Here is a 23535-nt window from a genome sequence, read left to right on the forward strand (position 1 = left end):
GACCTGGAAGGACGGCAACGGGGAGATCGACACCTTCGAGTACCACCCGGACAACGCCGCGCTGCTGGAGCTGACCAACCACGTCAGGTCGGGCCCGGGGCATGCGGGCCCCGGGAACGACAGCCCCTGACGAGTACTCAGCCGACCGGGGTCAGCTCCACCTTCACCGTGAGCGAGTAGGCCGAGTCGGGCAGGTCGACGGTGAGGTTCTTGACGTCGAACTTGTCCCACTCCTTGCCCTCGATCTCGACCCGGGTCAGCTCGACCCGGCCGGCCGGCAGCAGGTCCGGCGACACCCGCAGGGTGCGGTCGGCGTCGGGCCGCGGCTTGAACCAGAGGTTCAGCGGCTGACCGGTGTTGAGCAGGTTGGTGTACACCGCGGCGAGGTAGCAGAGCTCCGCCGAGTGGTACATGCTCATCGAGTGGCTGCCCTTGAGGCGCTCGGTGCCGAGCAGGTAGGGCAGGCCGTTGGCCAGCACGTTGAAGTAGACCGCGCCCTCGTCGTGGTCGAGGAAGTTGGTGTTGTAGAAGCCGGTCGCCTGGCGGGCCTCCTCGCGGTAGGCGTCACCGCCGACCGTGCCGCTCAGGATCAGGTAGGCCAGGATGGCCTGCTCCTGCTGCCACCAGGCCTTGCGGTCGTGCCACGCGAAGCGGTGGAACTCCTGGCCGTCGGCCAGCTTGCGCTCGACCACGTCGTACCAGCCGCCGCGCTGCTGGTCGCTGCCGACCGCCGGCATGATCTGGCCGATCTTCTCGGCGAGCTCCTTGTAGGAGTCCTTGTCCTTGTAGGAGTTCATCCGCATCAGGTTCCAGGCGATCTTCAGGTTGTGCCCGACGACCGCGCGGTCCTGCTGCCAGGTGTGGCCGAGGTCCTGGGACCAGTCGGTGTTGAACCGCTCGTTGACGAACGGGCTGGCCTGGTAGTCCGGGAAGTGCTCGACGATGGTGTCGAAGGTGCGCTCCAGCATTTCCGCGTGGCGCTCGTCGCCGGTCGCCAGCAGGAGGTTGATCAGGTACGCCGGGGCGTGGTCGCCGACCGAGTTCCAGTTCTTCCGCGACTTGTTGAACTTCAGCGAGTCGTGGTGGGGGGAGAGCAGGACCGGGTCGATGTGCGAGAAGTAGCCGCCGCCCTCGTAGTCGCGGTAGTACTGCTCGAACAGGCGCATGGTGGAGTCGATGTCCGAGGCGATCCGGCGGTCACCGGTGACGCGGAAGGTCTGGGTGGGGCCGGCCAGCGCGTAGATCTGCTCGTACATCGGGATCGCGTCGTAGTCGTCGTCGAACTCCGAGGTGAGCAGCTTCTTCTCGTAGTCGCCCTCGACCTTGATGCCGTGGTACCAGTACACGACGTTGGAGTCGCGGTCCACGAAGCGCATGTGGTCGCGCAGGTACTTGGTGCCGAGCTCGGCGACCTCGAGGTAGTCCTCGTTGCCGGTCAGCATGTAGGCCGAGGCCATGCCGTAGACCATCCGGGAGATCGTGTCGGTCTCCTGGACGTGGCTGGCGGCCTTGTCGCCGCCGAGGCGGATGTTGGTGCGGTAGTCCTTGTAGTCGATCTTGCCGTCGCCGAACTGCGCACGCCGGTAGAACCGGGCCAGCGAGTCGATCTGGTTGATCCACCAGTTGGACTTCTCGAAGTTGTAGTCCTCCGGGCCGCGGCCGACGAAGGTCAGCTTCTTGGCCTCGTAGTTGTACTCGCCGCCCTCGGGGTAGAAGACGCCGTAGACGAAGACCTGGGCACCGGGCTGGAGCAGGTCGTCGACGTGGCCGCCGGCGTCCGCGTAGGGCTCGTCCAGGTTGCGCAGGAGCTCCGCCGACATCCCGTCACTGAGCTTGACGTCGAAATCACGGCCGTCGATGGTCTTCAGCTTGAAGATCCGGTCCTCGGACCGGAATTCGACGACTCGTCCGGCGATGGCGTCCATGAACGTGAAACGCATGACCTCGGACTTCACGTGCAACCTCCATGTCGATGGCACCGGGATACCGGCGGACAGCTTGACCGAATTCATCATCCCCATCGGAATTCTGTTCGGTCAATCACGTTGCGAGCCCGGGGAATTCACCCCGGACTCGCACGTGAATGTCCGTCAAGTCGCCTTAGCTACTCCATCGGCTGCGGCGAAGTCGAGCAGGTCCACCAGCGTGAAACCGTCCCCGGAGGAGGGCAGCGTGGGCTGCCAGCCCGGGTCCGCCGAGAGGTAGGACTCGGCGTCGGCGCGCAGCAGGCCGATCAGCACCTCGCCGACGATCCGGCCGCCCACCTCGCCGAGGCGGTCGCCCTCGTGGCGCACCTGCGCCTCCTTGAGGATGTAGAGCCACAGCGGCGTGCCGCCGGCCCACTCCGGCCCGACCTCCTCGGGCGTGAGCACCTGTGCGCCGAACTGCTCGGCCACCGACTCCCCGGAGGGCAGCGCGGTGGCCTGTCCGCGCAGCAGGTCGCGGACGGCCAGCGAGCGCAGCTCGGCCTGGTCCACCTCGCCGGTGATGTCCTCCGGCAGCGAGATCAGGCTGGTCGGCAGCCCGCCGTCGATCCGCTTGGCCCGCTGGGCGGGCGGCTGGCCGGGGACGTCGAAGAGCATCGACCAGTCCACCACGTGCTCCGGCGGGATCGGCCCGTGGCCGAACAGGTGCGGGAACAGCGGGTACTGCAGCCCGTCCCTGGTCATCCGGTACCGGTGCCGGATCTGGCCGTGCCCGTAGCGGAACGCGGCGTCCGCGAACTCCAGCGGGATGAAGGCCTCGCCCGGCGCGGGCGCGAAGAACTTCGGCCCGGCGTCCAGGATCTGCGCCGTCAGCTCGGCGCCGATCAGCCGCGGCAGGTAGTCGTGGACGACGATCCACTGGTAGTGCCAGGTGAGCGCGCGGCGGGCCTCGTCGAACAGCTCGGCCTCCGGCGCGCCGTCCTCGCGGAGCCGGTCCACCAGCCCGTTGTGCGCGTTCAGGAACGCCAGGTGGAGCTGGGCGGCGAAGCGGTGCACGTCGTTGCGCGGGTCGCCGATCAGCGCGGTGCCCTGCCAGTTGCGCGGCACGTCGGTGCCGTCCTGGGAGGTGATCAGCTTCGACGGGTCGGCCGCGTCGTACAGGTACGGCGAGCCCACCGGGCCGTCCGCGTGCACCAGTTCGAGGTTGAGCTTGGGCGAGCGGACGTTGCGCAGCGCCGCCACGTCCGCCTGCGCCGAGATCGGCGAGCGGTCGGCGGTGATGTCGTGCGCGATGAACTGCCCGAAGAACGGCCAGCCGGCCGCACCGGCCGCGTCGTCCACCCCGGCCCGCAGCGGGAAACGGGCGGCGTCGCAGACGCCGCCCGGGGAGCCGGCCCGGAACAGCTCCTCCGGACGGGAGTTGAGCGCGGGGAGCTCCGGCAGCATCCTGCTGTACCGGGCGCCGCTCGGCGGCGCGTCCACCGGACGGCCCGGCGCGAGGCAGTGGTCCCTGACCACCTGGTGCTTGCTCATGCCAGCTCGGCGGGGAGCAGGAAGAGCGAGTCGGGGTAGCACCAGGCCCAGTCCTCGTCCGGCTGGAACGAACGGACCAGCGGGTGCTTGGTGGCGTGCCAGTGCGCGGTGGCGTGCCGGCGCGGCGACTGGTCGCAGCAGCCGACGTGGCCGCAGACCAGGCACTCCCGCAGGTGCAGCCAGCGGGTGCCCTCGCGCAGGCAGTCCTCACAGCCCTCCAGGGTCGAGGGCTTGACGTCGGCCGCCTCGCCCAGGTGCCCACAGGTGGCGGTGGTGGGGTAGCCGTTGGAGTCCCCCACCACGGTCCAGTCGGTCATCTCGGTTTCCTTCCGCATCACTTGAGCCGGCCACCCGGAATCGGGTGGCCGGTCGTACGTACGTCGTCCGGTGGCTGACGTGCCGTCAGTCCGCCTTGAGCTCCGGCGGGTACAGGAAGTAGTTGGCCGCCGAGGCCGCCTGGGCGCCCTCGTGGACGGCGGCGGTCACCTGGTGGGAGTGCAGCGCGGTGACGTCACCGGCCGCGTACACCCCGGCCACCGAGGTCTTCTGCTCGGTGTCCACGGCGATGTAGCCGCTGGGGGCGAAGTCGATGCCGAGCTGGTGGGCCAGCTTGGTCTCCGGGTTGGCGCCCTGGATGGAGAAGAGCGCGTCCAGCGGGAGACGGCGGCCGCCCTTGGTGAAGACCGCGGTCATCTGGCCGTCCTCGCCCTCGACCTTGTCGATCCGGTCGTCGATCACCGGGATGCCGGCCGCGGCCAGCCGTGCGGCGAACTTCGGGCTGATGTCGTTGCTGTTGCTGTTCAGCAGCAGCTGGACCTGGTCGGTCAGGCCGTGCAGCTGCATCGCCTCGCCGGCCGCCGCGTCGGTGTGGCCGACCACCAGGATGCGCTTGCCGCGGTTCTCGTAGCCGTCGCAGGTGATGCACCAGAACATCGACCGGCCGACGTACTCCTCCCAGCCCTCGAAGTGCGGGAAGTGGTCGAGCACCCCGGTGGCCAGCACGATCACCTTGCCGTGCCAACTGCCGCCCTGCGCCTTGACGGTGAAGCCGATGTCGCCGTTGCCGGAGACCTCGTTGATGGTGTGGTGGACGATCCGCACCTGCTCGTACGGCTCCAGCTGGCGCCGCGCCAGCTCGCGCAGCTCGACGGTGGCGATGCCCTTCGGGAAGCCGAGGTAGTTGTGGTTGGTCTGGTGGTGGGTCGACCGGCCGTGACCGCTGTCGAAGACCAGCACCGAGCGGTTGTAGCGCGCCAGGTACAGCGCGGCCGAGAGCCCGGCGGGCCCGCCGCCGACCACGATGGCGTCGGCGGTGTGTGCGGGACCTGTCATTGAAAACCTCCCGTGTGGCACGGCTCCGCACGCCGTCCCAGTCGAAATGCGGCTAGTCCAGAGCGCAGGCTAGTCAGCGCTCCGCGCCCCTATACGGGGCCGAACATCCACCTGACGCACTGCGTCAGGTCAACGGACGAGTTCGGTGAGCTCGGGGCCCGGACTCTCCTCGAATTCGTCCCGGCCCAGGTGGGCACCGTTGAGAATGTCGTAATCCAGTGCGGCGCTCACCATCGTGGCGTGGTGGTGCCAGCCGTTGAACGTGCGGCCCTCGTAGTCGAACAGGCCGTAACCGGAAGCGAGTTCCGCCGCTTGCGGGGTCGCGGTGGACACTTTTTTGGCCAACCGGACCAATTCGCGCAGCGAGGCGCCCCGGATGTTGGTGAGCCAGTATCCCCGCGGACTCGGCTTGCCGAGCGGCCATTCCACGATGAGCAGCCGATTGGCCAGCAGGGCCTTGCTCCCGGCCGGGCGGCCGCTGCCGACCAGCACCTGGACCGGAATGACCAGGAATTGGGAGCGCAGCGTGTGGCCGCCGGCGTCCCGCCAGTAGAGCGTCTCGGGCGTGACGTTGCCGACGCTCGCCGCGATGTCGGCCACCGTCCGGGCCCGGGCGCGGGCGCCCTGGCTGTTGACGATCCGTCCGCTGCCGCGGGCCCAGCTCGCGTCGGCCGGCTGCACCAGTTCGTTCGGGCTCACCTGGGCCAGGTAGGTCTGGGCGCGCATCTCCAGCGCGGCCAGGTACCACTCCAGCGGGCGGTGCCGGGCGTCCAGCAGGATCGGCGCCTCGGGAACGCCCCAGTCCAGGGCCATGTCGTCGAGGAGTTCGACGTGGTACTGCCAGTAGGGGCGGGGCAGCTCGCTCTCGGGCACCTTCGCCCGGGAGCGCCGCTCGTCGTCCTGCCCCCACTGCTCGGGGATGGTCAGGCTCCAGTTCACCGGGACGGTGACTCCGCCGACCTGCATGCCGACCATGATCGCCAGCTGGCAGTTGCGGACCCGTCCGTGCGAGTGGACGTACTGCCGCTCCACCGCCGCCGAGTACCGGCCGTGCTTCGGGAAGGCCAGCTCGCCGACCACCCAGGCCTCCGGCCGGAAATCGCGGACCATGCGTTCCGCCAGCCATTTCCGGACCGGCCCGTGCTCCCAGGGGCTCTGATTGATGAACTGCTGGAGCGACTGCTCGCTCCGGCCGGGCGATGCCACCGCGAGGCGCGGGATCGTCTTCCGTCCGTCGCAGTTCAGCAGGCCCCGGACGTAGGTCTCCGCCGCGTTCCTCTGGTCCGCCCGGCCGAGTGAGGCGAAGGCCTCCGAGCAGAATTCCGGCAGCCCCGTGCAGTCCACTTGGCCGACTCGTTCCTGTGCCATTCTTCCATCCCCCGTCCGGGTCCGTTTCAGGTCAGCAACAGCCGGGGTCACCCGGGTCCGCGAGATAAACCGGCGCCTTGACCTCGAGTCCGTCATAAGAAGCGGCCCACATGGCGCCAACGGCGATTATCAACATGCAAATGAGCGCACTGAACCGAAGGCCGAAGCGGGCCATTTTTATCCCCCAGGAAAGTGACGAATCTGCGTTCGTTCTCTGTCAGATTCAATGGTGCCTTCCCTGGTCACACGGAGGCAACGAAACCCGGGGACATGATCACGCCCTGTCGCAAAGACGACACGTTGGGCGGCGGGTCCTCGCCGGAGCACGGTCAAAGCCTAATCTGATCTATCGTCAGACGGGAGTCGTTCCCAAGAATTCCCCATGGAATAGTAAAATGACCATGCACGGTCAATATCTCCCCGGCTACCTCACCGGGTCCATTCGCACAGGTGGATGAGTACGCGGGCCGGGGCACCGGCCCGTGGGCGGCGGCCCCACCGCCGGGCTACGGTCCCGGCCATGACCACACCCCGCAGAGGAATCAGCAAGGCGGTCATCCCCGCCGCCGGGCTGGGCACCCGCTTCCTGCCCGCCACCAAGGCCACCCCCAAGGAGATGCTGCCGGTCGTGGACCGGCCCGCGATCCAGTACGTGGTGGAGGAGGTGGTGGACGCCGGCATCCAGGACGTCCTGATGATCACGGGCCGGAACAAGCGCCCGCTGGAGGACCACTTCGACCGCAACTGGGAGCTGGAGGAGGCCCTCCGGCAGAAGGGCGACCTCGGCCGGCTCGCCCAGGTCCAGCGCGCCACCTCCCCCGCCGCCATCCACTACGTCCGCCAGGGCGACCCGCGGGGCCTCGGCCACGCCGTCCTCTGCGCCCAGCCGCACGTGGGGAACGAGCCCTTCGCCGTCCTGCTCGGCGACGACCTGATCGACCCGAGGGACCCGCTGCTCAGCAGGATGATCGACATCCAGGCCGAGCACGGCGGCAGCGTGGTGGCCCTGATGGAGGTGGACGCGAGCCAGATCGGCCTCTACGGCTGCGCCGCCGTCAGCTCCACCGGCCAGGCCGACGTGCTCCGGGTGGAGGGCCTGGTGGAGAAGCCGGCCCCCGGCGAGGCCCCCAGCAACTACGCGGTGATCGGCCGCTACGTGCTCGACCCGGCCGTCTTCGACGTGCTGGCCAGGACCGAGCCCGGCCGCGGCGGCGAGGTGCAGCTCACCGACGCCCTGCAGCAGCTGGCCACCGACCCCACGATCGGCGGCCCGGTGCACGGCGTCGTCTTCCGCGGCCGCCGCTACGACACCGGCGACCGGCTGGAGTACCTCCGGGCCGTCGTCCAACTCGCCTGCGAGCGGGACGACTTGGGCGACCCGTTCCGCCGCTGGCTGCAGGAGTACGTCACCGCCTCGATGCCCTTCTATGCGGACGACGCCGTGCCGGTTTAGCCCCAGAAGAGCGCATTCCGACGCCCTGGCGCTATTTGCGGCAGCTCACCCCGGGATAGGAACCCGTCAGATTTTCTCGTCACCTAGGCATATCCCTCGGACACTCTCCGTCGCGCTATCCTGACCGACGGGAGGACGATAGAGACTGGGGGAACGGTGAATACGGAGTCGATCAGGGAGAAGAGCGGCAGGGCCACGCGGAGCGGCAGAACCGACAAGGAAATCGCCGCGAGCATTTACGGCGCCATGGAGCAGCGCGGCTCCTGGCAGATCCAGCAGGCCGCCGAGGCGGTCGGCCTGGAGCCGGAGGACGCCCGCCGCGGGATCGACTACCTGGCCTCGCTCGGACTGGTGGAATTCCCGTCCGACGAGACCCCCGAGTTCGTGCTGCTCGGCTCGCAGGTCGCCGCGATGCGGCTGATCAACGACGCGGAACGCGAACTGGCCGCCAACCTCGAACAGATGGCAGCCGCCCGGGCCGGTCTGGCCGAGATCCTCAGCAGCTTCATGCCGCTGAACTTCTGGTCACCCGGCCCGGTCGCGGTCGAGATGCTGACCGACCTGCGCAGCGTCGCGGTCTACCTCAACAAGGCCACCGAACTGGCCCGCGAGCAGATCCTCACCATGCACCCCGCCCCGGCCATGGCCCCGGCCCAGTCCGCCGAGGCGGCCGCCCGGACGAAGAGCCTGGTCGACCGCGGGCTGGACCTGCGGACCATCTACCAGCAGAGCCTGGCCAGCGTGCCGAGGATCGCCAAGCACCTGACCGACATCCGGATGGCCGGCTACGAGGTGCGGCTCTCCCCCACCGTGCCGTTCCGGATGATCATCTTCGACCGGCGCCGGGTGATCATCCCGATCGACCCGAACAACGGCAAGGCCGGCGCGATGGCCATCGAGGGCGAGGCCCTGGTCCGCGCCCTGATCTCGGTCTTCGAGTACTGCTGGCAGCACTCCAGCTACGAGGAGTCCAGCACCCTGACCACCGAACTCAACCTCGGCCCGCAGGAGCAGGCGGTGCTCCGGATGCTGGCCACCGGCGCCACCGACGAGACCATCGCGCGCAACCTCACCGTCTCGCTGCGCACGGTCAACCGGGTGGTCTGCCGGATCATGAAGGCCATCGGGGCCGACAGCCGCTTCCAGGCCGGAATGATCGCAGCCCGGCTCGGCCTCATCCACTGAGGCGGAGCCGGGCTGTGATCCGAGCGGCCCGAAGGGCCCCCTGACGGCCAATCAGCCGAGGCCGAGGGCGGGCATCAGGTAGTAGAAGGCGAAGACGCCGGCCACCGCGTAGAGCGCCACCGGCACCTCGCGGCCGCGGCCGGTCGCCGCGCGCAGCACGCAGAAGGCGATGAAGCCGAAGCCGATCCCGTTGGTGATGCTGTAGGTGAACGGCATCATGATCATGGTCAGGAAGGCCGGGATCGCGAGGGTGAAGTCCGACCAGTCGATGTCCCGGACCGAGTTGGCCAGGATCAGGAAACCGACCGTGACCAGCGCGGGGGTGGCCGCCTGGGCCGGGACCATGGTGGCCAGCGGGGTCAGGAAGAGCGCCACCAGGAAGAGCGCGCCGGTGACGATCGAGGCGAAGCCGGTCCGGGCCCCCTCGCCGACGCCCGCGGTGGACTCGACGAAGCAGGTGTTGGCCGAGGAGGAGGTCGCACCGCCGGCCGCGGTGGCGATGCCGTCCACCATCAGGACCTTGTTGATGCCGGGCAGGTCGCCCTTCTCGTCCAGCAGGTGGGCCTCGTCGGCCACGCCGAGGATGGTGCCCATCGCGTCGAAGAAGCAGGACATCAGCACGGTGAAGACGAACAGACAGCCCGTCAGGACGCCGACCTTCGAGAAGCCGCCGAACAGGCTGACCTGACCGACCAGCCCGAAGTCGGGCGCCGCCACCGGGTTGCCCGGCCAGCTCGGCACCGTCAGGCCCCAGTTCATCGGGGCGATGGTGGCCGCCTCGTTGATGATCACGGCCAGGCCGGTCATCACCACGATGGAGATCAGGATGGCGCCCGGCACCTTGCGGACCACCAGCACCAGGGTGAGCAGCAGGCCGAGGATGAAGACCAGCACCGGCCAGCCGTTGAGGTGGCCGTTGCTCCCCAGCTGGAGCGGGACGGTGGTGTGCGCGGCGTCCGGGATCCGGCTGACGAAGCCGGCGTCCACCAGGCCGACCAGGCTGATGAAGAGGCCGATGCCGATCGCGATGGCCTTGCGCAGGCCGAGCGGCACCGCGTTCATCACCCGCTCGCGCAGGCCGGTGGCGACCAGGATCATGATCGCGAAGCCCGCCAGCACCACCATGCCCATGGCGTCCGGCCAGGTCATCCGGGGGGCCAGCTGGAGGGCCACGATGGTGTTCACCCCGAGGCCGGCCGCCAGGCCGATCGGCACGTTGCCGATCACGCCCATCAGCAGGGTGGTGAGACCCGCGGTCAGCGCGGTCGCGGTGACCAGCTGGGCGCTGTCGAGGTGCGTCCCGTTCATGTCCACGGCGCTGGCCAGGATGATCGGGTTGAGCACCAGGATGTAGGCCATCGTGAAGAAGGTGGCGACGCCGCCACGGACCTCGCGGGCGAGCGTGGAGCCGCGCTCGGAGATCTTGAAGAAACGGTCCAGCGGTCCGCCGGGCTGCGGCGACGTGGACGGCTCGGGCGACACGGAGGTCGGCTGGGCCTGCGGAGACATCGGGGGGCCTCGTCAGATGTGGGGGAGGTGAGGAGGGCACAAGTATGTGTTTCTCGGTCGTGCACGCGCCATCTCCGCGCGTAGAAAACGACCATTACGAGCAGCCTGCGACGGCTTCCGCTTGGAGCTTCCTCCAGGCGCGGACCCGGAGCGGGGCGCACCCCTTACCCTGGGCCGCATGCCGAAGACCGCTGTCCGCCCCTCTCCCCCGCCCCTGGAAGCCAACGACGTCGCGATCGTCGGCGGCGGCACGGCGCTCTGGTTCCTCGCCTTCCTGGTGCTCGTCCCCTTCCACTCGACGCTGGAGCAGAACGGGCACGGGCGCTGGCCGTGGATCTGCCTGGCCGGCGCCGGTCTCGGGCTGATCGGCCTCTGGTACTGCCGGGCCCGCCGCGACGCGATCCGCCGGGCCCGGGCCGCCGAGGCCGCCGGGGCCGGGGCCGATGGCGCGTCCGCGACCGAGGGCTGACACCCCGCCACTCGGACGGACCGAATAGCACCTCAGGAGGGCGCACCGGACAAATCGCCCACCTAGAGTCGGTCCCATGACCCATCCCGCGGAGAACACGGCGACCGACCCCGACGGGGACGCCCGGCCTGAAGGTGCGTCAGCGATCGGCGGCGGACCGGCCCGCCGGGGCGGGCTGAGCTCCGCCGAGGTCGCCGAACGGGTGGCCCGCGGTCAGGTCAACGACGTGCCGGTGCGCTCCAGCCGGTCCGTCAAGGAGATCGTCCGGGCCAACGTCTTCACCCGGTTCAACGCGATCATCGGGATCATGTTCGGCATCATCCTGGTGGTGGGGCCGATCCAGGACGGTCTGTTCGGCCTGGTCATCGTGGCCAACACGGCGATCGGCATCATCCAGGAGCTGCGCGCCAAGAAGACCCTCGACGGGCTGGCGCTGATCGGCGAGGCCAAGCCGCAGGTCCGCCGGGACGGCACCGCCCAGCAGGTCCCGGTGGCCGGGATCGTGCTGGACGACACCGTGCTGCTCGGCATCGGCGACAAGGTGATCGTCGACGGCGTGGTCACCGAGGCGGACGGCCTGGAGATCGACGAGTCGCTGCTCACCGGCGAGCCCGACCCGGTGCTCAAGCACCCCGGCGCCCAGGTGATGTCCGGCAGCTTCGTGGTCGCCGGGGCCGGCGCCTTCACCGCCACCAAGGTCGGCCGGGAGGCCTACGCGGCCCAGCTGGCCGAGGAGGCCAGCCGGTTCACCCTGGTCAAGTCGGAGCTGCGCAGCGGCATCGACTCCATCCTCAAGTTCATCACCTGGCTGCTGGTGCCGACCGCGATCGGCCTGATCGTCAGTCAGCTCGCGGTGGAGAAGAACGACTGGCGCGAGGCGGTCCGCCGGATGGTGGCCGGCATCGTGCCGATGGTCCCCGAGGGGCTGGTGCTGCTCACCTCGGTGGCCTTCGCCATCGGCGTGATCCGGCTCGGCCGCAAGCAGTGCCTGGTGCAGGAGCTGCCCGCGATCGAGGGGCTGGCCCGGGTGGACACCGTCTGCCTGGACAAGACCGGCACCCTCACCGAGGGCGGCATGGACGTGGTCGAGCTGCGCACCCTGGACGGTGCCGACCCGCACCTGAGCCCCGAGGCCCCGCTCGCCAACCACCTGCTGAACGACCCGGACGTGCTCCGGCAGGCGCTCGGCGCGATGGGCGGCGCGGACGCCCGGCCCAACCCCAGCATGCAGGCGGTCATCGACGCCTACGGCAACGGCGCGGGCGAGCGCTGGCGGGTGCTGGAGGCCGTGCCGTTCTCCTCCGCCCGCAAGTGGAGCGGGGTGCGGATGCTGGAGCCGGCCGGCACCGAGGCCAGCTGGCTGCTCGGCGCCCCGGACGTGCTGCTGCCCGCCGGGCACCCGGCGCTCGCCGAGGTGGACGAGCTGGGCTCGCGCGGACTGCGGGTGCTGCTGCTCGGCCGCAGCGAGAGCGCGCTGGACGAGGACCCGGCCGCCGCCCTGCAGCCGCTCGGCCTGGTGGTGCTCCAGCAGCGGCTGCGCGGCGACGCCGCCGACACCCTGCGGTACTTCGAGAGCCAGAAGGTCGAGGCCAAGGTCATCTCCGGCGACAGCGCCGTCTCGGTCGGCGCGGTCGCCGCCCACCTCGGACTCCCGGGCGCGGAGCGGCCGTTGGACGCCCGGACGCTGCCGACCGACCCGGAGGAGCTGGCCGAGGTCGCCGAGAACACCACCGTCTACGGCCGGGTGACGCCCCAGCAGAAGCGCGAGCTGGTCGGCGCGATGCAGTCCCGCGGCCGCACCGTGGCGATGACCGGCGACGGCGTCAACGACGTCCTGGCGCTCAAGGACGCCGACATCGGCGTGGCGATGGGCTCCGGCAGCGAGGCCACCCGGGCGGTGGCCCAGATCGTGCTGCTGAACGACTCCTTCGCCACCCTGCCCTCGGTGGTGGCCGAGGGCCGCCGGGTGATCGGCAACATCGAGCGGGTGGCCAACCTCTTCCTGGTGAAGACGGTCTACTCGGTGCTGCTCGCCCTGCTGGTGGTCTTCACCCACGTGCCGTACCCGTTCCTGCCGCGGCACTCCACCGTGCTCTCCTCGCTGACCATCGGCATCCCGGCCTTCTTCCTGGCGCTGGCCCCCAACAACGAGCGGGCCAGGACCGGCTTCGTCCGCCGGGTGCTGCGGCTCGCCGTCCCGGGCGGGGCGATCGCCGGGACGGCCACCTTCACCGCCTACATGCTGGCCCGGGCCAACCACGCCACCGACCTCAAGGCCGACACCAGCGTGGCCACCCTGACCCTCTTCCTGGTCGCCATCTGGGTGCTGGCCATCGTGGCCCGCCCCTACACCTGGTGGCGGCTGGCCCTGATCGGCACCATGGGCGGCGCCTTCGCCCTCGTCCTGTGGGTGCCGTGGCTCTCCGACTTCTTCCAGCTCTCGCTGGCCGGCACCCGCGACCCGTGGATCGGCGTCGCCATCGCGGTGGCGGCCGGGCTGCTGCTGGAGGTGGTCTGGCGGGTGATCGTCAAGCGCACCGGCGAGGCGGGCTAGCCGCCGGCCAGCACGGAGGCGAGCTTCTCCTGTTCTCCCAACCGGCCCGCCAGGTCGGTGAGTTCGGCCACCGCGGCGGCCCGCGTCTCCGGCTCGGCCGCCGCCGCGTGCCGCCGGTAGGCCGAGCAGAGCGCCCGGAAGGCCGCCCGGTCGTCGTTCTTGAACTCGACCAGGATCCGGGCGTTGTCCAAGGCCTTTGCCAGGCCGGTGAGTTCGGACGACCCGCCGTACTCCAGCTCCATCGGCTCGTCCCGCTGGATGAAGATCAGCGAGTTGCCGGACGGGTCCACCAGGGTGAACCGGCTGGCGCCCTCCCGGTACCGGGTGATCCGGGGCCGGCCGGTCGAGGGCACCCGGCCGTAGTGCGCCTTCAGCCCGGCCTTGAACTCCGCGTGGTACGGGGCCACCCGGTCGACGAAGACCAGGCAGGCGCCGCCGTCCTCGGCTGCCGGGTCATGGCCCACCGGCGGCTTGGCGTAGTGCAGGTGGACCCCGCCACGCTCGAAGGCCAGGTAGAGGTAGGGGCGGGTCTGGCGGTACGTCACCTCGAAGCCGAGGGCTTCCAGGAACTCCACCGTCTCGTCGACGGCGGCACAGGGGAGGACGGGGACGGTCGTCTCGTTCGCGCTCGTCATGCCCGCGAAGCTAGCCGAACCGTCCCCCTCCGCGCACATGAAGGTTCGTGTGCGCACCCCCCTCACTCGTAGTCGCGCGCCGCCAGCAGCTCGTACGCGCGCTCCGGCTCGGTCAGCGCGGCCAGCACCTCGAAGCGGCGGTGCCACTGGCCGACCGACCAGGCCAGGCCGGCCGCCAGGCCCTCGGGGGTGGCGGCGTGCAGCAGACCGGGCACCGGCGGGACCTCGAACTCGTCGTCCTCGTCGCCGGCTTCGGCCTCCTCCGGGTCGTAGGGCAGCTCGGGCGCCTGGCCCGCGCCGTCCCAGCGCCAGGCCACCGCCGCCTCGCCGCCGTCCGGGCCGACCACCAGGAGCTCCTCGTGCTCCTCGTAGACGGCCGGGCAGCCGGGCAGCAACTCCCGTACCACCGACGGCGTCCGGTGCAGGGTGCCCTCGGAGAGCACCCTGCCGCCGGCCACCTCGCTGGCCAGCGAGACGTGCAGCCGCTCGGCCAACTCCGGTGCCAGCGAAGGGTCCACCGGCAGCAGCGGGTGGTCGTGCAGCAGCTCCACCAAGTCCGGGGCGTCCGCCACCACCGCCTCGGTGGCGTCCACCAGCACGGTCTCGTCCGGGCGGCGGCCGGTCTCCGGATCCATCGGCGGCACGGCCCGCACGGTGTCCAGCGGCTCGATCCGCTCGGCCGCCACCGACGCCAACGCCGTGTGGATGCCGTGCAGCTGACGGTGGCTCACGAAGGAGGCCGGATCGGCCAGCCGGTCCAGCAGCTCCTCCGGACCGTGCGGCTCGGCCAGCAGCGCGGCCAGCGTGGTGCGCACCCCGAGCGCGTGCAGGAAGGTCTCGTCCAGCGTGGTACGGGCCTCGTCGTACAGGCCCCGCAGCAGCGGGTCGGCCCCGGCCGCGCGCAGCCCGGCGGGCTCCCGGCCGTCCAGCACCGGGTGGTCGCGCAGCCACCAGGCGGTGTACGGCGGCAGGTCCACGTACCGGCCGTCCGGCAGCAGGGTCCGTACGGGGGTGACCACCGCATCCCGGTACGGCGGGCGGGCCAGCAGGGCCAGCGCCTCGGGCCAGGCGCCGTCGTCCACCAGGTCCAGGTCGCGCACCGCGAGCAGCTCGGCGGCCACCGGCGGCACGCCCAACTCCCCGCTGTCGTCGGCGTGCAGGGACTCCAGGGCGTCCTCGCACCACTCGGCCAGACCGTCCGGGGCCTCGTCCAGCAGGCCGGTCGGGCGTCCGCCGGCCGCGCGGTCGGCGGGGGCGGTCGGGTCGAGGCGCTCCAGGTCGTCCGGGTCCAGCACCACGTCCTCGGCCCGCACCAGCACGAAGGCGCTCAGCGCGCCCGCCGCGGCCAGGACTTCGGGGCCCCAGCGCTCCAGCAGGTCCTCGTCCACGTACCCGGCGTCCTCCTCCCGGGCCAGCGCCGCGAGCGGGGAGTCGGGCAGGATCAGCTCACCGGCGCGGGACAGCTCGCCCTCGTCGTCCGGCAGCGCCAGCCGGGCCAGCCACGGGTGCTCGCCCGCGGTGGCCCCGGCCGCCTTCACCAGGGCCAGCACCGCGTCGGCCAGGTCCACCGCGGCCTCGAAGTCGTCCTCGCCGAGCTCCAGCGAACGGGCCACCGCCGCCCGCACCTCGGGGGTGTCCAGCACCCCGGCCGGGGTGGCCGTGCCCGCGCCCAGCTTGGCCAGCAGCGGGTGCGCGGCCTCCGGGTGGGCCAGCCGCAGATCCAGCAGCCCGAGCGCCTCGGCCAGGCTCTCGGGGTAACCCTCGTAGCCCTCCCAGTCGGACGCCTCCGAGGGCAGCAGCACCCGGCGCGGCCCGGTCACCGTCCGGCCGTCCGCCAGCGGCACCGGCAGCGCGCCCAGCGCCTCCGGATCGGCCCCGCCGAGCGCCGCGTAGAGGTTGCGCCACCAGGCCGGCTCGCGCTCCAGACCGCCGAGCTGGTCGACCACCTCGGCCAGCGGCACCCGGCGCACCTCCAGCACCCGCAGCTCGGTCCGGCGCTCCAGGCCGGCCGGCAGCAGGCCCGGGAAGATCGGCGCCAGCGCCTCCACCACACTGCGGTCGGCACCCTCCAGCACCGTCGCGTCACGCGGGCGCAGCGCCGGGGTGCCCTCCTCCACCGGGGCCGGGTGCGGCAGGAACGGGGTGCCCGGCAGCCGCCGCAGGATCGCGGCGCGCAGCCCGTTGTCCAGCGCGCCCCCGCCCAGCGGGCCCGGCACCAGGCCGAGCGACCCGAGGTCCGCGCCGCGGGCCCGGAGCAGGTCCGCGTAGGCGTCGGCGGCCCGCTCGGTCAGGAAGTCGGTGAGCGGGCCGGGCGCGACGTGCCGGCGGGTGGAGTCCAACGGGTACCCGGCGATCAGCAGCGCCGGCACACCGAGCGGCTCGTCGCTGGGCGTCGGCGCGTGCACCACCGGCGCGGTGGTCAGCGGCTGCGGAACGCCCGCCGCGTCCACCGGCACCGCCCAGGTCACCGACCAGAACGGGCGGGCCCGCTCCTCGGTCGGACGGTCCGTCAGCAGCTCGGCGGCGGTGGCGCCCGACAGGGTGACGGTCTGCCAGGTCGTGGTCCGGTCGCCGTCGGTCAGGGTGACGGTGCCGATCCCCTCCGGCTGCTGCCCGTCGGCCTCCCTGGTCAGGCTGCGGACGCCCTCCGGCGTCTCCACGGTGACCTCGGCCAGACCGGGCAGGGTGAGCAGCAGCGCGTCGTCGATCCCGGCCAGCAGGCGGCGGGTCAGGTCCTCGGCGGCGGCGTCCCGCAGCGGCAGCACCACCACCGTGTCGTACCCGGACGGCGCAGCCCCCTCGGCCGGGAACGGCAGCCGCAGCAACGGGACGTGGCCCTCCCGGCGGCGCAGCTCCTCCGCCAGCTCGGGCCGGGCCTCGGTGAGCGCCTGCGCCTCCGCGAGGTCCCAGCGGACGCCGCCGTGCGAACCCAGCACCGCCGGCTCGTCGGTGACGGCCAGCACCGCCGAGAACCCGACGCCGAACCGGCCGACGGTCGGCGCCCCGTCCGAGCGCTTGGAGGAGGCCCGCAGGGTGGAGAGCGACTCCACCGCGGCGGCGTCCAGCGGCGCGCCGGTGTTGGCCGCGGCGAGCACGCCGTCCCGCAGCGTCAGCCGCAGCCGGCCGGGGCCGGTGCCGGCCCGGGCCGCCGCGTCGGCGGCGTTCTGCGCCAACTCCACGATCAGCCGGTCCCGGTAGCCGCCGAGCGCCAGCTCCTCCTCGGCGTTGGCGTCCTCCCGGAACCGGGCCGGGGCGTCCGTCCAGGCGTCCAGCACCCGGCGCCGCAGGGTGGCCGTGTCGAAGGGATCGGCCGCCTGACCGTCACTACCGCTGCCGATGATCCGAGGCTCCACTGCACTGCCGCCTTCCCCTGGACTGCTGAGGGAGGCATTCTCCCCCGGCGGGGAGGCGCGGCCGCACACGGAGCTGGCTACGCGCGGGAGAACGTGATGCCGGGGGCGCGGGGAACTGCGCGCTTCGGGAGGCGGCTCACCTGCAACTGAACCATCGTCAGCCAGTTGCAGGTGCTGCCGTTCCCCGCGCGCAGTTCCTCGCGCCCCTGCGGGGCGCTCCCCGCCGGTGCGTGCGTCAGGAGTGGCCGAGCTCCTCGGTGGGGGCGTCGGGTTCGACGGAGCCGCTGGTGCGGTCGGGGTGGAGGTGGAGGGGTTCGACCTGGAGCTCGTCGAGGATGAGCTCGGCCGGGGCGGGCGGGGCCGGGATGACGGCCGCCTCGGAGTGGCCGCCGCAGCCGTAGGCGAGGGAGACGACCTGGCCGTCGGCGGGGCCGAACTCGTTGCCGCAGATGCCGAAGGCCTGCCCGAGCGAGCCGCCGATCGGGATCAGGAAGCCGCAGCTGGTGCAGTTCGCGGGGGCGGCCTGCGCCATCGGGGTCTGCGGGCCGTGGGCGGTCTCCCAGCGGTCGGCCGCCTGGTGCAGGCCGATCCGGGAGAGCACCCGGGAGCGGCCGAGGCCGAGCTCCTCGGCGAGCGCGCCGATGCTGCCGCGGGCGGGGGTGACCGCGCTGTCGGCGGCGGCGACCACCAGGTCCTCGGCGGCGTCGAGGGCGGCCACCGAGTTGGGGGCCGGCTCGTCCTCGCCCGACCAGCCCGGCTCCAGCCGGAGGTCGTCCGCGTCGGTGGGCAGCAGGTCGCCGGGCCCCATGTCGCCGGGCCGCAGCCGCTCGCTCCACGGCACCCACTGCGGGGCGAGCACCGCGTCGGGGCCGGGCAGCAGCACGGTCTCGTCCAGGGTGACGTTCTTGGCGCGCGGGGCGCGGGCCACCGTCACGGCCCAGTGCCAGCCGCGGTAGGCCGCGTCCAGGCACTCGAAGGTGTGGGTGACGACCCGCTCGCCGTCGGCGCGGGCACCCAGGTGGGCCCCGACGCTCTCCTGGCCGACCGTCTCGACGGCGGACTGACGGGCGAGTTCGACGGCCTCGGCACAGAGCCGGTCGGGGGTACGGCTTCGCATCGCAGCACTCACGGCGTCGATTCTCTCCCAAGTTCGGTGGCCTGCGGCCCATTTGCCCACGGTCTGTCGGCGCCGCCCCGTACGGGTCGGCCTGCCGGGAGACCCGGCCGCACGGGCACCGTCACCCCTATTCTGCGCGACCCGCTTCCTTCCGGTGACCGGCCGCGCCGCCCACCGGGCAGTGCACGCGCGTAGTGCAGGCTACCCGCCGGTCGGCCACCCGGGACAGTCCGGCTCCGCGACCGGACCCGACGGAGCTCCGCGTCCGGACCCGACGGAGCCCCGTGGATCTCCGCGCCGTCCCGCGTCACCGGACCGTTTCTCGGGCAGGATGGGCTGTGTGGCGGACGAGACCCCACCGATACCCGTCCCGCCGACCGGCGACGACGGGTCGCCGTCGGAGGGCGGCAGGACGCCGCCCCGACGCGGTCTGCTGGTGCGCGGCGCCTCCGCCGCCGGGTCCAGGACCGGCAAGGTGGTGCACGGCACCGGGCGGCGGATCCGCCGGGCCACCTCCGCCGAGGGCGCGGGCGAGTCGGGCCTGGCCAAGCTGATCGAGCTGCACGCGCTGAACTCCTTCGGCGACATGCTGATCGCCATCGCGCTGGCCTCCACCGTCTTCTTCTCGGTGCCGACCGGCGAGGCCCGCGGCCGGGTGGCCCTCTACCTGCTGGTCACCATGGCCCCGTTCGCGCTGCTGGCCCCGGTGATCGGGCCGCTGCTGGACCGGATGCCGCACGGCCGGCGGTCCGCGGTGGCGATGTCGATGCTGGCCCGGGCGGTGCTCTCGTGGACCATGGCCGGGCCGGTGATCAGCGGGAGCCTCACCCTCTACCCCGCCGCGCTCGGGGTGCTGGTCGCCTCCAAGGCGTACGGGGTGGTGCGCAGCGTGGTGGTGCCCCGGCTGCAGCCACCGGGCCTGTCCCTGGTCAAGGCCAACTCCCGGGTGACCCTGGCCGGGCTGATGGCCGGGATGCTGGGCGCCGGGGTGGGCGGGCTGCTCCACCTGATCGGGCCGGCCTGGCCGCTGCGCGGGGCCTTCCTGGTCTTCGTGGCGGGCACCCTGATGGCCTTTCACCTCCCGCACCAGGTGGACTCGGCCAAGGGCGAGCAGCGGGCCGTGCTGCACACCCCCGAGCACGCCCCGGGCCGGGCCCGGCTGCGCACGGTCGGCCCCTCGGTGATCCTGGCGCTGCGCGCGGTCTCCTCGCTGCGGGCGCTGGTCGGTTTCCTGGTGATGTTCCTGGCCTTCCTGCTGCGCAGCGATCCGGTGGCCGGGCTGCGGCCGACGGTGGCGATCGGCGTGGTGGCGGCCTGCGCCGGGCTGGGGAACGCGCTCGGTTCGGCGCTCGGGTCCTGGCTGCGCACCCGGCGTTCGGAGGCGATCGTCACCGTCGCGCTGCTGCTGGCCACCGCGGCGGCCTTCGCGGCGGCCCTCTGGTACGGGCTGCTGACGGTGGCCCTGGTCGCGGCCACCGCCGGGGCGGCCGCCTCGCTGGGCAAGCTGGCGCTGGACGCGCTGATCCAGCGGGACGTCCCGGAGGCGGTCCGGACCTCGGCGTTCGCCCGGTCGGAGACGCTGCTCCAGCTCAGCTGGGTGGCGGGCGGCGCGCTGGGCATCACCCTTCCGCTGGACGGCTCGCTCGGGCTGGGCGTGGCGGCCGCGCTGCTGACGGTCGCACTGCTCTGGACGCTCTGGTCGCTGCTGCGCCTGAAGGGGTCCTCGCCGCGCCCGTCGGCACGGCCGCGCTCGGTGGGCTGACGGTCCGGCAGACGGCGGCGCGTTCCTGATGTTGTGCTCGCCGTTCGGGCGACCCGGACGTTCGCGGGGAGGGTGTGGCCGGTAGTCTTCGGGCCATGAGCCTCAGCACCCGTGTCATCGCCGCCCTCGGCGCCGTGGTCGTGATCGGCGCCGGCACGGTCGGCGGTTCGATCGCCTACGCCTCCGGTCAGGACGAGCACTCCGAGCCCAAGGCCACCCTGGTCGTCGGCCGCTCCTCGATCGAGGCCGGCCCGCTCTGCTACAACGACGGCAAGCCGCTGGACGAGGCCGCGCAGACCAAGTGCCAGGCCGCCGCCCTGAAGGCCAAGGCCAAGGGCGAGCTGCCGGTCTCGGACGTCACCGTCTCCGACAAGATCGGTGTCGGCGTCGACCCCGAGATCGCCGAGAAGGGCTGGTTCGCCTTCACCGACGGCGGCCAGCAGCAGCGCGCCACCCTGTCGGCGACCCGCACCGGCTCCACCTACTCCGGCTCGCTGCCGGCCGTGGGCCTGCTCGCCTCCGGCGAGAAGACCCTGGTCACCGTCGTCGAGGCGAACGAGAAGACCGGCGACATCCTGGGCGTCTGGTACTTCCAGCTGAAGAACAAGGACGCCGCGGGCGCCCCGGCCGGCGGCGGCGCCGAGCAGCCGGGCGCCGGCACCGAGCAGTGACGAGTCCTCAGGAAGACGGCGGCCAGCGGCCGGGAACCCCCCGGCTGCTGGTCGCCGTCGCCGTTGCGGCGGAGGCCGAGGCGGTGCTGCGCGGCCTGCGCGACGGCGCCCGGCCGATCCCCCTGGAGGGCCCCGCGGCCGCCGGGGAGCTGCGCCGCAGCGAGCACGCCAGCGGCACCGAGGTGGACGTGCTGGTGGCCGGGGTCGGCCCGGTCGCGGCCGCCGTCTCGGTGGCGGCGGTGCTGGCCGCGCACCCGTACGACCTGGTGGTCTCGGCCGGGATCGCCGGCGGCTTCGCGCCCCGGGCCCCGATCGGCTCGACCGTGCTGGCCGAGGAGATCGTGGCCGGCGACCTGGGCGCCGAGACCCCGGAGGGCTTCCGCAGCGTCGCCGAGCTGGGCTTCGGCGCCGTCCGGCACGTGCCCCCGGCGGGCGCCGTCCGGCTGGCCGCCGACGCGCTGGACGCCGCCACCGGCACCGTGCTGACCGTCTCCACCGTGACCGGCACCGCCGAGCGGGCCGCCGCACTGACCGCCCGTCACCCGCACGCGGTGGCCGAGGCGATGGAGGGCCACGGGGTGGCCGAGGCCGCCGCCCGCTACGGGGTGCCGGTGCTGGAGCTGCGCACCGTCTCCAACGCGGTCGGCCCCCGGGACCGCGGGGCCTGGCGGATCGGCGAGGCGCTCGGCGCCCTGGAGCGCGCCTTCCTGCACCTGCCGTACCGCGCCCTGATCGAGGAGGCCTCCCGGTGACCCTGCGCGTCGCGTACTCGCCCTGCCCGAACGACACCTTCGTCTTCCACGCCTGGGCCCACGGCCTGGTGCCGGGCGCCGAGGCGCCCGAGGTGACCTTCGCGGACATCGACGTGACCAACGGGATGGCCGAGCGCGGGGAGCTGGACCTGCTGAAGATCAGCTACGGCCAGCTGCCCTGGGTGCTGGACGAGTACGCCCTGCTGCCCTGCGGCGGGGCGCTGGGCCGGGGCTGCGGCCCGCTGGTGCTCACCGCCGGGGAGCTGACGCCGGAGCAGCTGACGGGCCGTACGGTGGCGGTGCCGAGCGAGCGCTCGACCGCCTACCTGCTGTTCCGCCTCTGGGCCGCGCAGGCGGTGCCCGGCGGCTTCGGCGACATCGTGGTGCTGCCCTTCCACGAGATCATGCCCGCCGTCCGGGACGGCAAGGTGGACGCCGGCCTGGTGATCCACGAGGCCCGCTTCACGTACCGGAACTACGGGCTGCGCAAGCTGGCCGACATGGGCGAGGCCTGGGAGCTGGCCACCGGCCTGCCGATCCCGCTGGGCGCCATCGTGGCCCGCCGCTCGCTCGGCGCGGAGCGGCTGGCGGAGCTGGCGGAACAGATCCGCACCTCGGTCCGGATGGCCTGGGAGGACCCGGAGGCCTCCCGGGAGTACGTGCTGGCGCACGCGCAGGAGATGGACCCGGCGGTGGCGGACCAGCACATCGGGCTCTACGTCAACGAGTTCACCGCCGACCTGGGCGAGGCCGGCTACGCGGCGGTGCGCGGCCTGCTCACCCGGGCCGCCGCCGAGGGGCTGGTGCCCGCCATCGGCCCGGGTGCGCTGGACTTCTGACCGCTGCTCGCGGGTCGGACGCCTACACGTCGAACTGGTCGGCCACCGCGCGCAGCAGCACGGCCAGCTTCTGGCCGGTCGGCTTGGCCGGGTAGCGGCCGTGCTGGAGACCGGGCAGCACCGCGTCGAGGGTGGTGATCAGGTCCTGCACGATCGGGGCCATGTCGTCCGCGCTCTTGCGCTGGGCCGCGGCCACCGAGGGCAGCGCCTCCAGCAGCTGGACGGCCATGGCCTGGTCACCCCGGTGACCGGCCACCACGCCGAACTCGACCCGCTGCCCCGGCCGGAGCGCGGTCACCCCGGCGGGGAGCGCCTTGGTGTGGACGAACACGTCCCCGCCGTCGTCGCGCGACAGGAAGCCGAAGCCCTTCGTCTCGTTGAACCACTTCACCTGGCCGGTGGGCATCTCGAAAAGTCCTCGTGTGGGTACGGGGAGGCCCCGGTGAACGCCGGGGTCCCTGGGTGGATGGCGGGCCGACCGCGCCGAACGCGTCAGGCGTGCCCGGTCAGCATGCTAATGATCCGTCAGCTGCTCAGCGGCGCGCAGCCGGTTTCCGGTACACGGCTCTGACGGTGACCACGCCCGGCCTGGCACGGCCAGGGCGCGACTCGGCGCTCTCCACTGGCGGACACCCCCGGTCGGGACGGCGGGGCGCCGGACCGGCCCCGTGCGAGTCCTGCATACCCGGCCCACCAGCGGCCCGAAACACTCCGTTCCCGAGGAACTCCGCTGGGTGACGGGCCGTCAGGTCGCGTACTCCCCGCCCCGGCCCCGGGCCGGCCGCCGCAGCTGCCACACTGGGGAGGTCCGCCGGCCGCATCCGTCGAGGAGTCCCCCGTGAACAGCAGCACCACCGAGCGCGGAGACGTGCTGGTCAAGACCGGCGCCGTCGTCTTCCTGATCGGCGCGGCGGCCACCCTGGCGACCTTCGTACCGCTCTTCCTCCACCTCACCCCGCTGCCGACGGCCGCCTACTGGATCTCGATGCTGATGCCGCTCGGCCTGGGCCTCGCCCTGACCGGCATGTTCCGCGAGGCCCGGGCGAAGCGGCCCGCGAAGTCCTAGCGGACGGCTCCG

The 23535-nt window shown here is 72.4% G+C and carries 19 protein-coding genes and 1 pseudogene; 10 read left to right on the forward strand and 10 right to left on the reverse strand.

All coding sequences use genetic code 11. The features are described 5' to 3' along the window. Nucleotides 1-88: pseudogene (locus tag ACWEPF_RS32430) on the forward strand (beta-glucanase); the annotation flags it as partial. Between the two features lie 49 nt (nt 89-137). On the opposite strand, the gene ACWEPF_RS32435 reads toward ACWEPF_RS32430, so the two are convergent. The 5 genes from ACWEPF_RS32435 to ACWEPF_RS32455 form a co-directional block, all read right to left on the reverse strand. After that, nucleotides 138-1940, reverse strand: a complete 1803-nt coding sequence (locus ACWEPF_RS32435) for an AGE family epimerase/isomerase (protein ID WP_452175379.1) — start codon at nt 1938-1940, stop codon at nt 138-140. Nucleotides 1941-2090: 150 nt separating this feature from the next. Then, on the reverse strand, nt 2091-3458 hold the full coding sequence (locus ACWEPF_RS32440; protein ID WP_452175380.1) for a peroxidase family protein: 1368 nt from the start codon (nt 3456-3458) through the stop codon (nt 2091-2093). Continuing rightward, nucleotides 3455-3775, reverse strand: a complete 321-nt coding sequence (locus ACWEPF_RS32445) for a UBP-type zinc finger domain-containing protein (protein WP_345283770.1) — start codon at nt 3773-3775, stop codon at nt 3455-3457. The genes ACWEPF_RS32440 and ACWEPF_RS32445 overlap by 4 nt, the downstream gene beginning before the upstream one ends. 85 nt (nt 3776-3860) lie before the next feature. Beyond that, on the reverse strand, nt 3861-4790 hold the full coding sequence (locus ACWEPF_RS32450) for an NAD(P)/FAD-dependent oxidoreductase (protein WP_345283768.1): 930 nt from the start codon (nt 4788-4790) through the stop codon (nt 3861-3863). A gap of 129 nt (nt 4791-4919) precedes the next feature. Further along, nucleotides 4920-6158 carry an IS701 family transposase gene (locus ACWEPF_RS32455; protein ID WP_452175381.1) on the reverse strand — a complete coding sequence of 413 codons (1239 nt, stop codon included), beginning with the start codon at nt 6156-6158 and terminating at the stop codon, nt 4920-4922. Between the two features lie 520 nt (nt 6159-6678). On the opposite strand from ACWEPF_RS32455, the gene galU reads away from it, so the two are divergent. Beyond that, a complete protein-coding gene (gene galU / locus ACWEPF_RS32460; protein WP_345283764.1) occupies nt 6679-7611 on the forward strand; it encodes a UTP--glucose-1-phosphate uridylyltransferase GalU in 933 nt (310 codons plus the stop codon). A gap of 246 nt (nt 7612-7857) precedes the next feature. Further along, nucleotides 7858-8796 (forward strand): helix-turn-helix transcriptional regulator, encoded by a 939-nt coding sequence (locus ACWEPF_RS32465; RefSeq protein ID WP_345283762.1) that lies wholly within the window; start codon nt 7858-7860, stop codon nt 8794-8796. Between the two features lie 51 nt (nt 8797-8847). Here the strand turns inward: ACWEPF_RS32465 and ACWEPF_RS32470 are convergent, their stop codons facing one another. Then, nucleotides 8848-10305: an NCS2 family permease gene (locus ACWEPF_RS32470; RefSeq protein WP_452175382.1), complete on the reverse strand. Its 1458-nt coding sequence runs from the start codon at nt 10303-10305 to the stop codon at nt 8848-8850. A 178-nt stretch (nt 10306-10483) separates the two neighbouring features. Here ACWEPF_RS32470 and ACWEPF_RS32475 point away from each other — a divergent pair, with 178 nt between their 5' ends. Then, nucleotides 10484-10774 (forward strand): DUF2530 domain-containing protein, encoded by a 291-nt coding sequence (locus tag ACWEPF_RS32475; protein ID WP_452175383.1) that lies wholly within the window; start codon nt 10484-10486, stop codon nt 10772-10774. Between the two features lie 76 nt (nt 10775-10850). Then, nucleotides 10851-13328 (forward strand): HAD-IC family P-type ATPase, encoded by a 2478-nt coding sequence (locus ACWEPF_RS32480; protein ID WP_452175384.1) that lies wholly within the window; start codon nt 10851-10853, stop codon nt 13326-13328. Here ACWEPF_RS32480 and ACWEPF_RS32485 read toward each other — a convergent pair. From ACWEPF_RS32485 to ACWEPF_RS32495, 3 genes are all read right to left on the reverse strand, one after another. Next, complete coding sequence (locus tag ACWEPF_RS32485; RefSeq protein ID WP_452175385.1) at nt 13325-13963, reverse strand: glyoxalase; 639 nt, start codon at nt 13961-13963, stop codon at nt 13325-13327. The genes ACWEPF_RS32480 and ACWEPF_RS32485 overlap by 4 nt on opposite strands. A 62-nt stretch (nt 13964-14025) precedes the next feature. Continuing rightward, nucleotides 14026-17316 carry a sacsin N-terminal ATP-binding-like domain-containing protein gene (locus tag ACWEPF_RS32490; RefSeq protein ID WP_452175386.1) on the reverse strand — a complete coding sequence of 1097 codons (3291 nt, stop codon included), beginning with the start codon at nt 17314-17316 and terminating at the stop codon, nt 14026-14028. 235 nt (nt 17317-17551) lie between these two features. Next, on the reverse strand, nt 17552-18433 hold the full coding sequence (locus tag ACWEPF_RS32495) for a DUF3027 domain-containing protein (protein WP_452175387.1): 882 nt from the start codon (nt 18431-18433) through the stop codon (nt 17552-17554). Between the two features lie 331 nt (nt 18434-18764). Here ACWEPF_RS32495 and ACWEPF_RS32500 point away from each other — a divergent pair, with 331 nt between their 5' ends. From ACWEPF_RS32500 to ACWEPF_RS32515, 4 genes are all read left to right on the forward strand, one after another. Continuing rightward, on the forward strand, nt 18765-20195 hold the full coding sequence (locus ACWEPF_RS32500; protein ID WP_452175388.1) for an MFS transporter: 1431 nt from the start codon (nt 18765-18767) through the stop codon (nt 20193-20195). A gap of 95 nt (nt 20196-20290) precedes the next feature. Continuing rightward, nucleotides 20291-20866 carry a hypothetical protein gene (locus tag ACWEPF_RS32505; RefSeq protein ID WP_452175389.1) on the forward strand — a complete coding sequence of 192 codons (576 nt, stop codon included), beginning with the start codon at nt 20291-20293 and terminating at the stop codon, nt 20864-20866. Beyond that, nucleotides 20863-21618: a futalosine hydrolase gene (locus tag ACWEPF_RS32510; protein ID WP_452175390.1), complete on the forward strand. Its 756-nt coding sequence runs from the start codon at nt 20863-20865 to the stop codon at nt 21616-21618. Before ACWEPF_RS32505 ends, ACWEPF_RS32510 begins: the two co-directional genes overlap by 4 nt. Beyond that, nucleotides 21615-22457, forward strand: coding sequence for a 1,4-dihydroxy-6-naphthoate synthase (locus ACWEPF_RS32515; RefSeq protein WP_452175391.1), 843 nt, complete (start codon nt 21615-21617; stop codon nt 22455-22457). The genes ACWEPF_RS32510 and ACWEPF_RS32515 overlap by 4 nt, the downstream gene beginning before the upstream one ends. Before the next feature lie 22 nt (nt 22458-22479). On the opposite strand, the gene ACWEPF_RS32520 is transcribed toward ACWEPF_RS32515, so the two are convergent. After that, the gene (locus ACWEPF_RS32520) at nt 22480-22863 is read right to left on the reverse strand and encodes a cold-shock protein (protein WP_345283744.1); all 384 of its coding nucleotides are present in this window, start codon (nt 22861-22863) and stop codon (nt 22480-22482) included. A gap of 432 nt (nt 22864-23295) precedes the next feature. Between ACWEPF_RS32520 and ACWEPF_RS32525 the strand changes: the two genes are divergently transcribed. Next, nucleotides 23296-23523 carry a hypothetical protein gene (locus ACWEPF_RS32525; RefSeq protein ID WP_452175392.1) on the forward strand — a complete coding sequence of 76 codons (228 nt, stop codon included), beginning with the start codon at nt 23296-23298 and terminating at the stop codon, nt 23521-23523. The last annotated feature ends 12 nt before the right edge of the window (nt 23524-23535 follow it).

It is taken from the genome of Kitasatospora sp. NPDC004289, assembly GCF_053602875.1.

What these genes read in the sequence shown, in the direction of transcription:
- ACWEPF_RS32435 (WP_452175379.1), bottom strand. Translation starts at nt 1,940, where the DNA reads ATGCGTTTCACGTTCATGGACGCCATCGCCGGACGAGTCGTCGAATTC.
- ACWEPF_RS32440 (WP_452175380.1), bottom strand. Translation starts at nt 3,458, where the DNA reads ATGAGCAAGCACCAGGTGGTCAGGGACCACTGCCTCGCGCCGGGCCGT.
- ACWEPF_RS32445 (WP_345283770.1), bottom strand. Translation starts at nt 3,775, where the DNA reads ATGACCGACTGGACCGTGGTGGGGGACTCCAACGGCTACCCCACCACC.
- ACWEPF_RS32450 (WP_345283768.1), bottom strand. Translation starts at nt 4,790, where the DNA reads ATGACAGGTCCCGCACACACCGCCGACGCCATCGTGGTCGGCGGCGGG.
- ACWEPF_RS32455 (WP_452175381.1), bottom strand. Translation starts at nt 6,158, where the DNA reads ATGGCACAGGAACGAGTCGGCCAAGTGGACTGCACGGGGCTGCCGGAA.
- galU (WP_345283764.1), top strand. Translation starts at nt 6,679, where the DNA reads ATGACCACACCCCGCAGAGGAATCAGCAAGGCGGTCATCCCCGCCGCC.
- ACWEPF_RS32465 (WP_345283762.1), top strand. Translation starts at nt 7,858, where the DNA reads ATGGAGCAGCGCGGCTCCTGGCAGATCCAGCAGGCCGCCGAGGCGGTC.
- ACWEPF_RS32470 (WP_452175382.1), bottom strand. Translation starts at nt 10,305, where the DNA reads ATGTCTCCGCAGGCCCAGCCGACCTCCGTGTCGCCCGAGCCGTCCACG.
- ACWEPF_RS32475 (WP_452175383.1), top strand. Translation starts at nt 10,484, where the DNA reads ATGCCGAAGACCGCTGTCCGCCCCTCTCCCCCGCCCCTGGAAGCCAAC.
- ACWEPF_RS32480 (WP_452175384.1), top strand. Translation starts at nt 10,851, where the DNA reads ATGACCCATCCCGCGGAGAACACGGCGACCGACCCCGACGGGGACGCC.
- ACWEPF_RS32485 (WP_452175385.1), bottom strand. Translation starts at nt 13,963, where the DNA reads ATGACGAGCGCGAACGAGACGACCGTCCCCGTCCTCCCCTGTGCCGCC.
- ACWEPF_RS32495 (WP_452175387.1), bottom strand. Translation starts at nt 18,433, where the DNA reads ATGCGAAGCCGTACCCCCGACCGGCTCTGTGCCGAGGCCGTCGAACTC.
- ACWEPF_RS32500 (WP_452175388.1), top strand. Translation starts at nt 18,765, where the DNA reads ATGGGCTGTGTGGCGGACGAGACCCCACCGATACCCGTCCCGCCGACC.
- ACWEPF_RS32505 (WP_452175389.1), top strand. Translation starts at nt 20,291, where the DNA reads ATGAGCCTCAGCACCCGTGTCATCGCCGCCCTCGGCGCCGTGGTCGTG.
- ACWEPF_RS32520 (WP_345283744.1), bottom strand. Translation starts at nt 22,863, where the DNA reads ATGCCCACCGGCCAGGTGAAGTGGTTCAACGAGACGAAGGGCTTCGGC.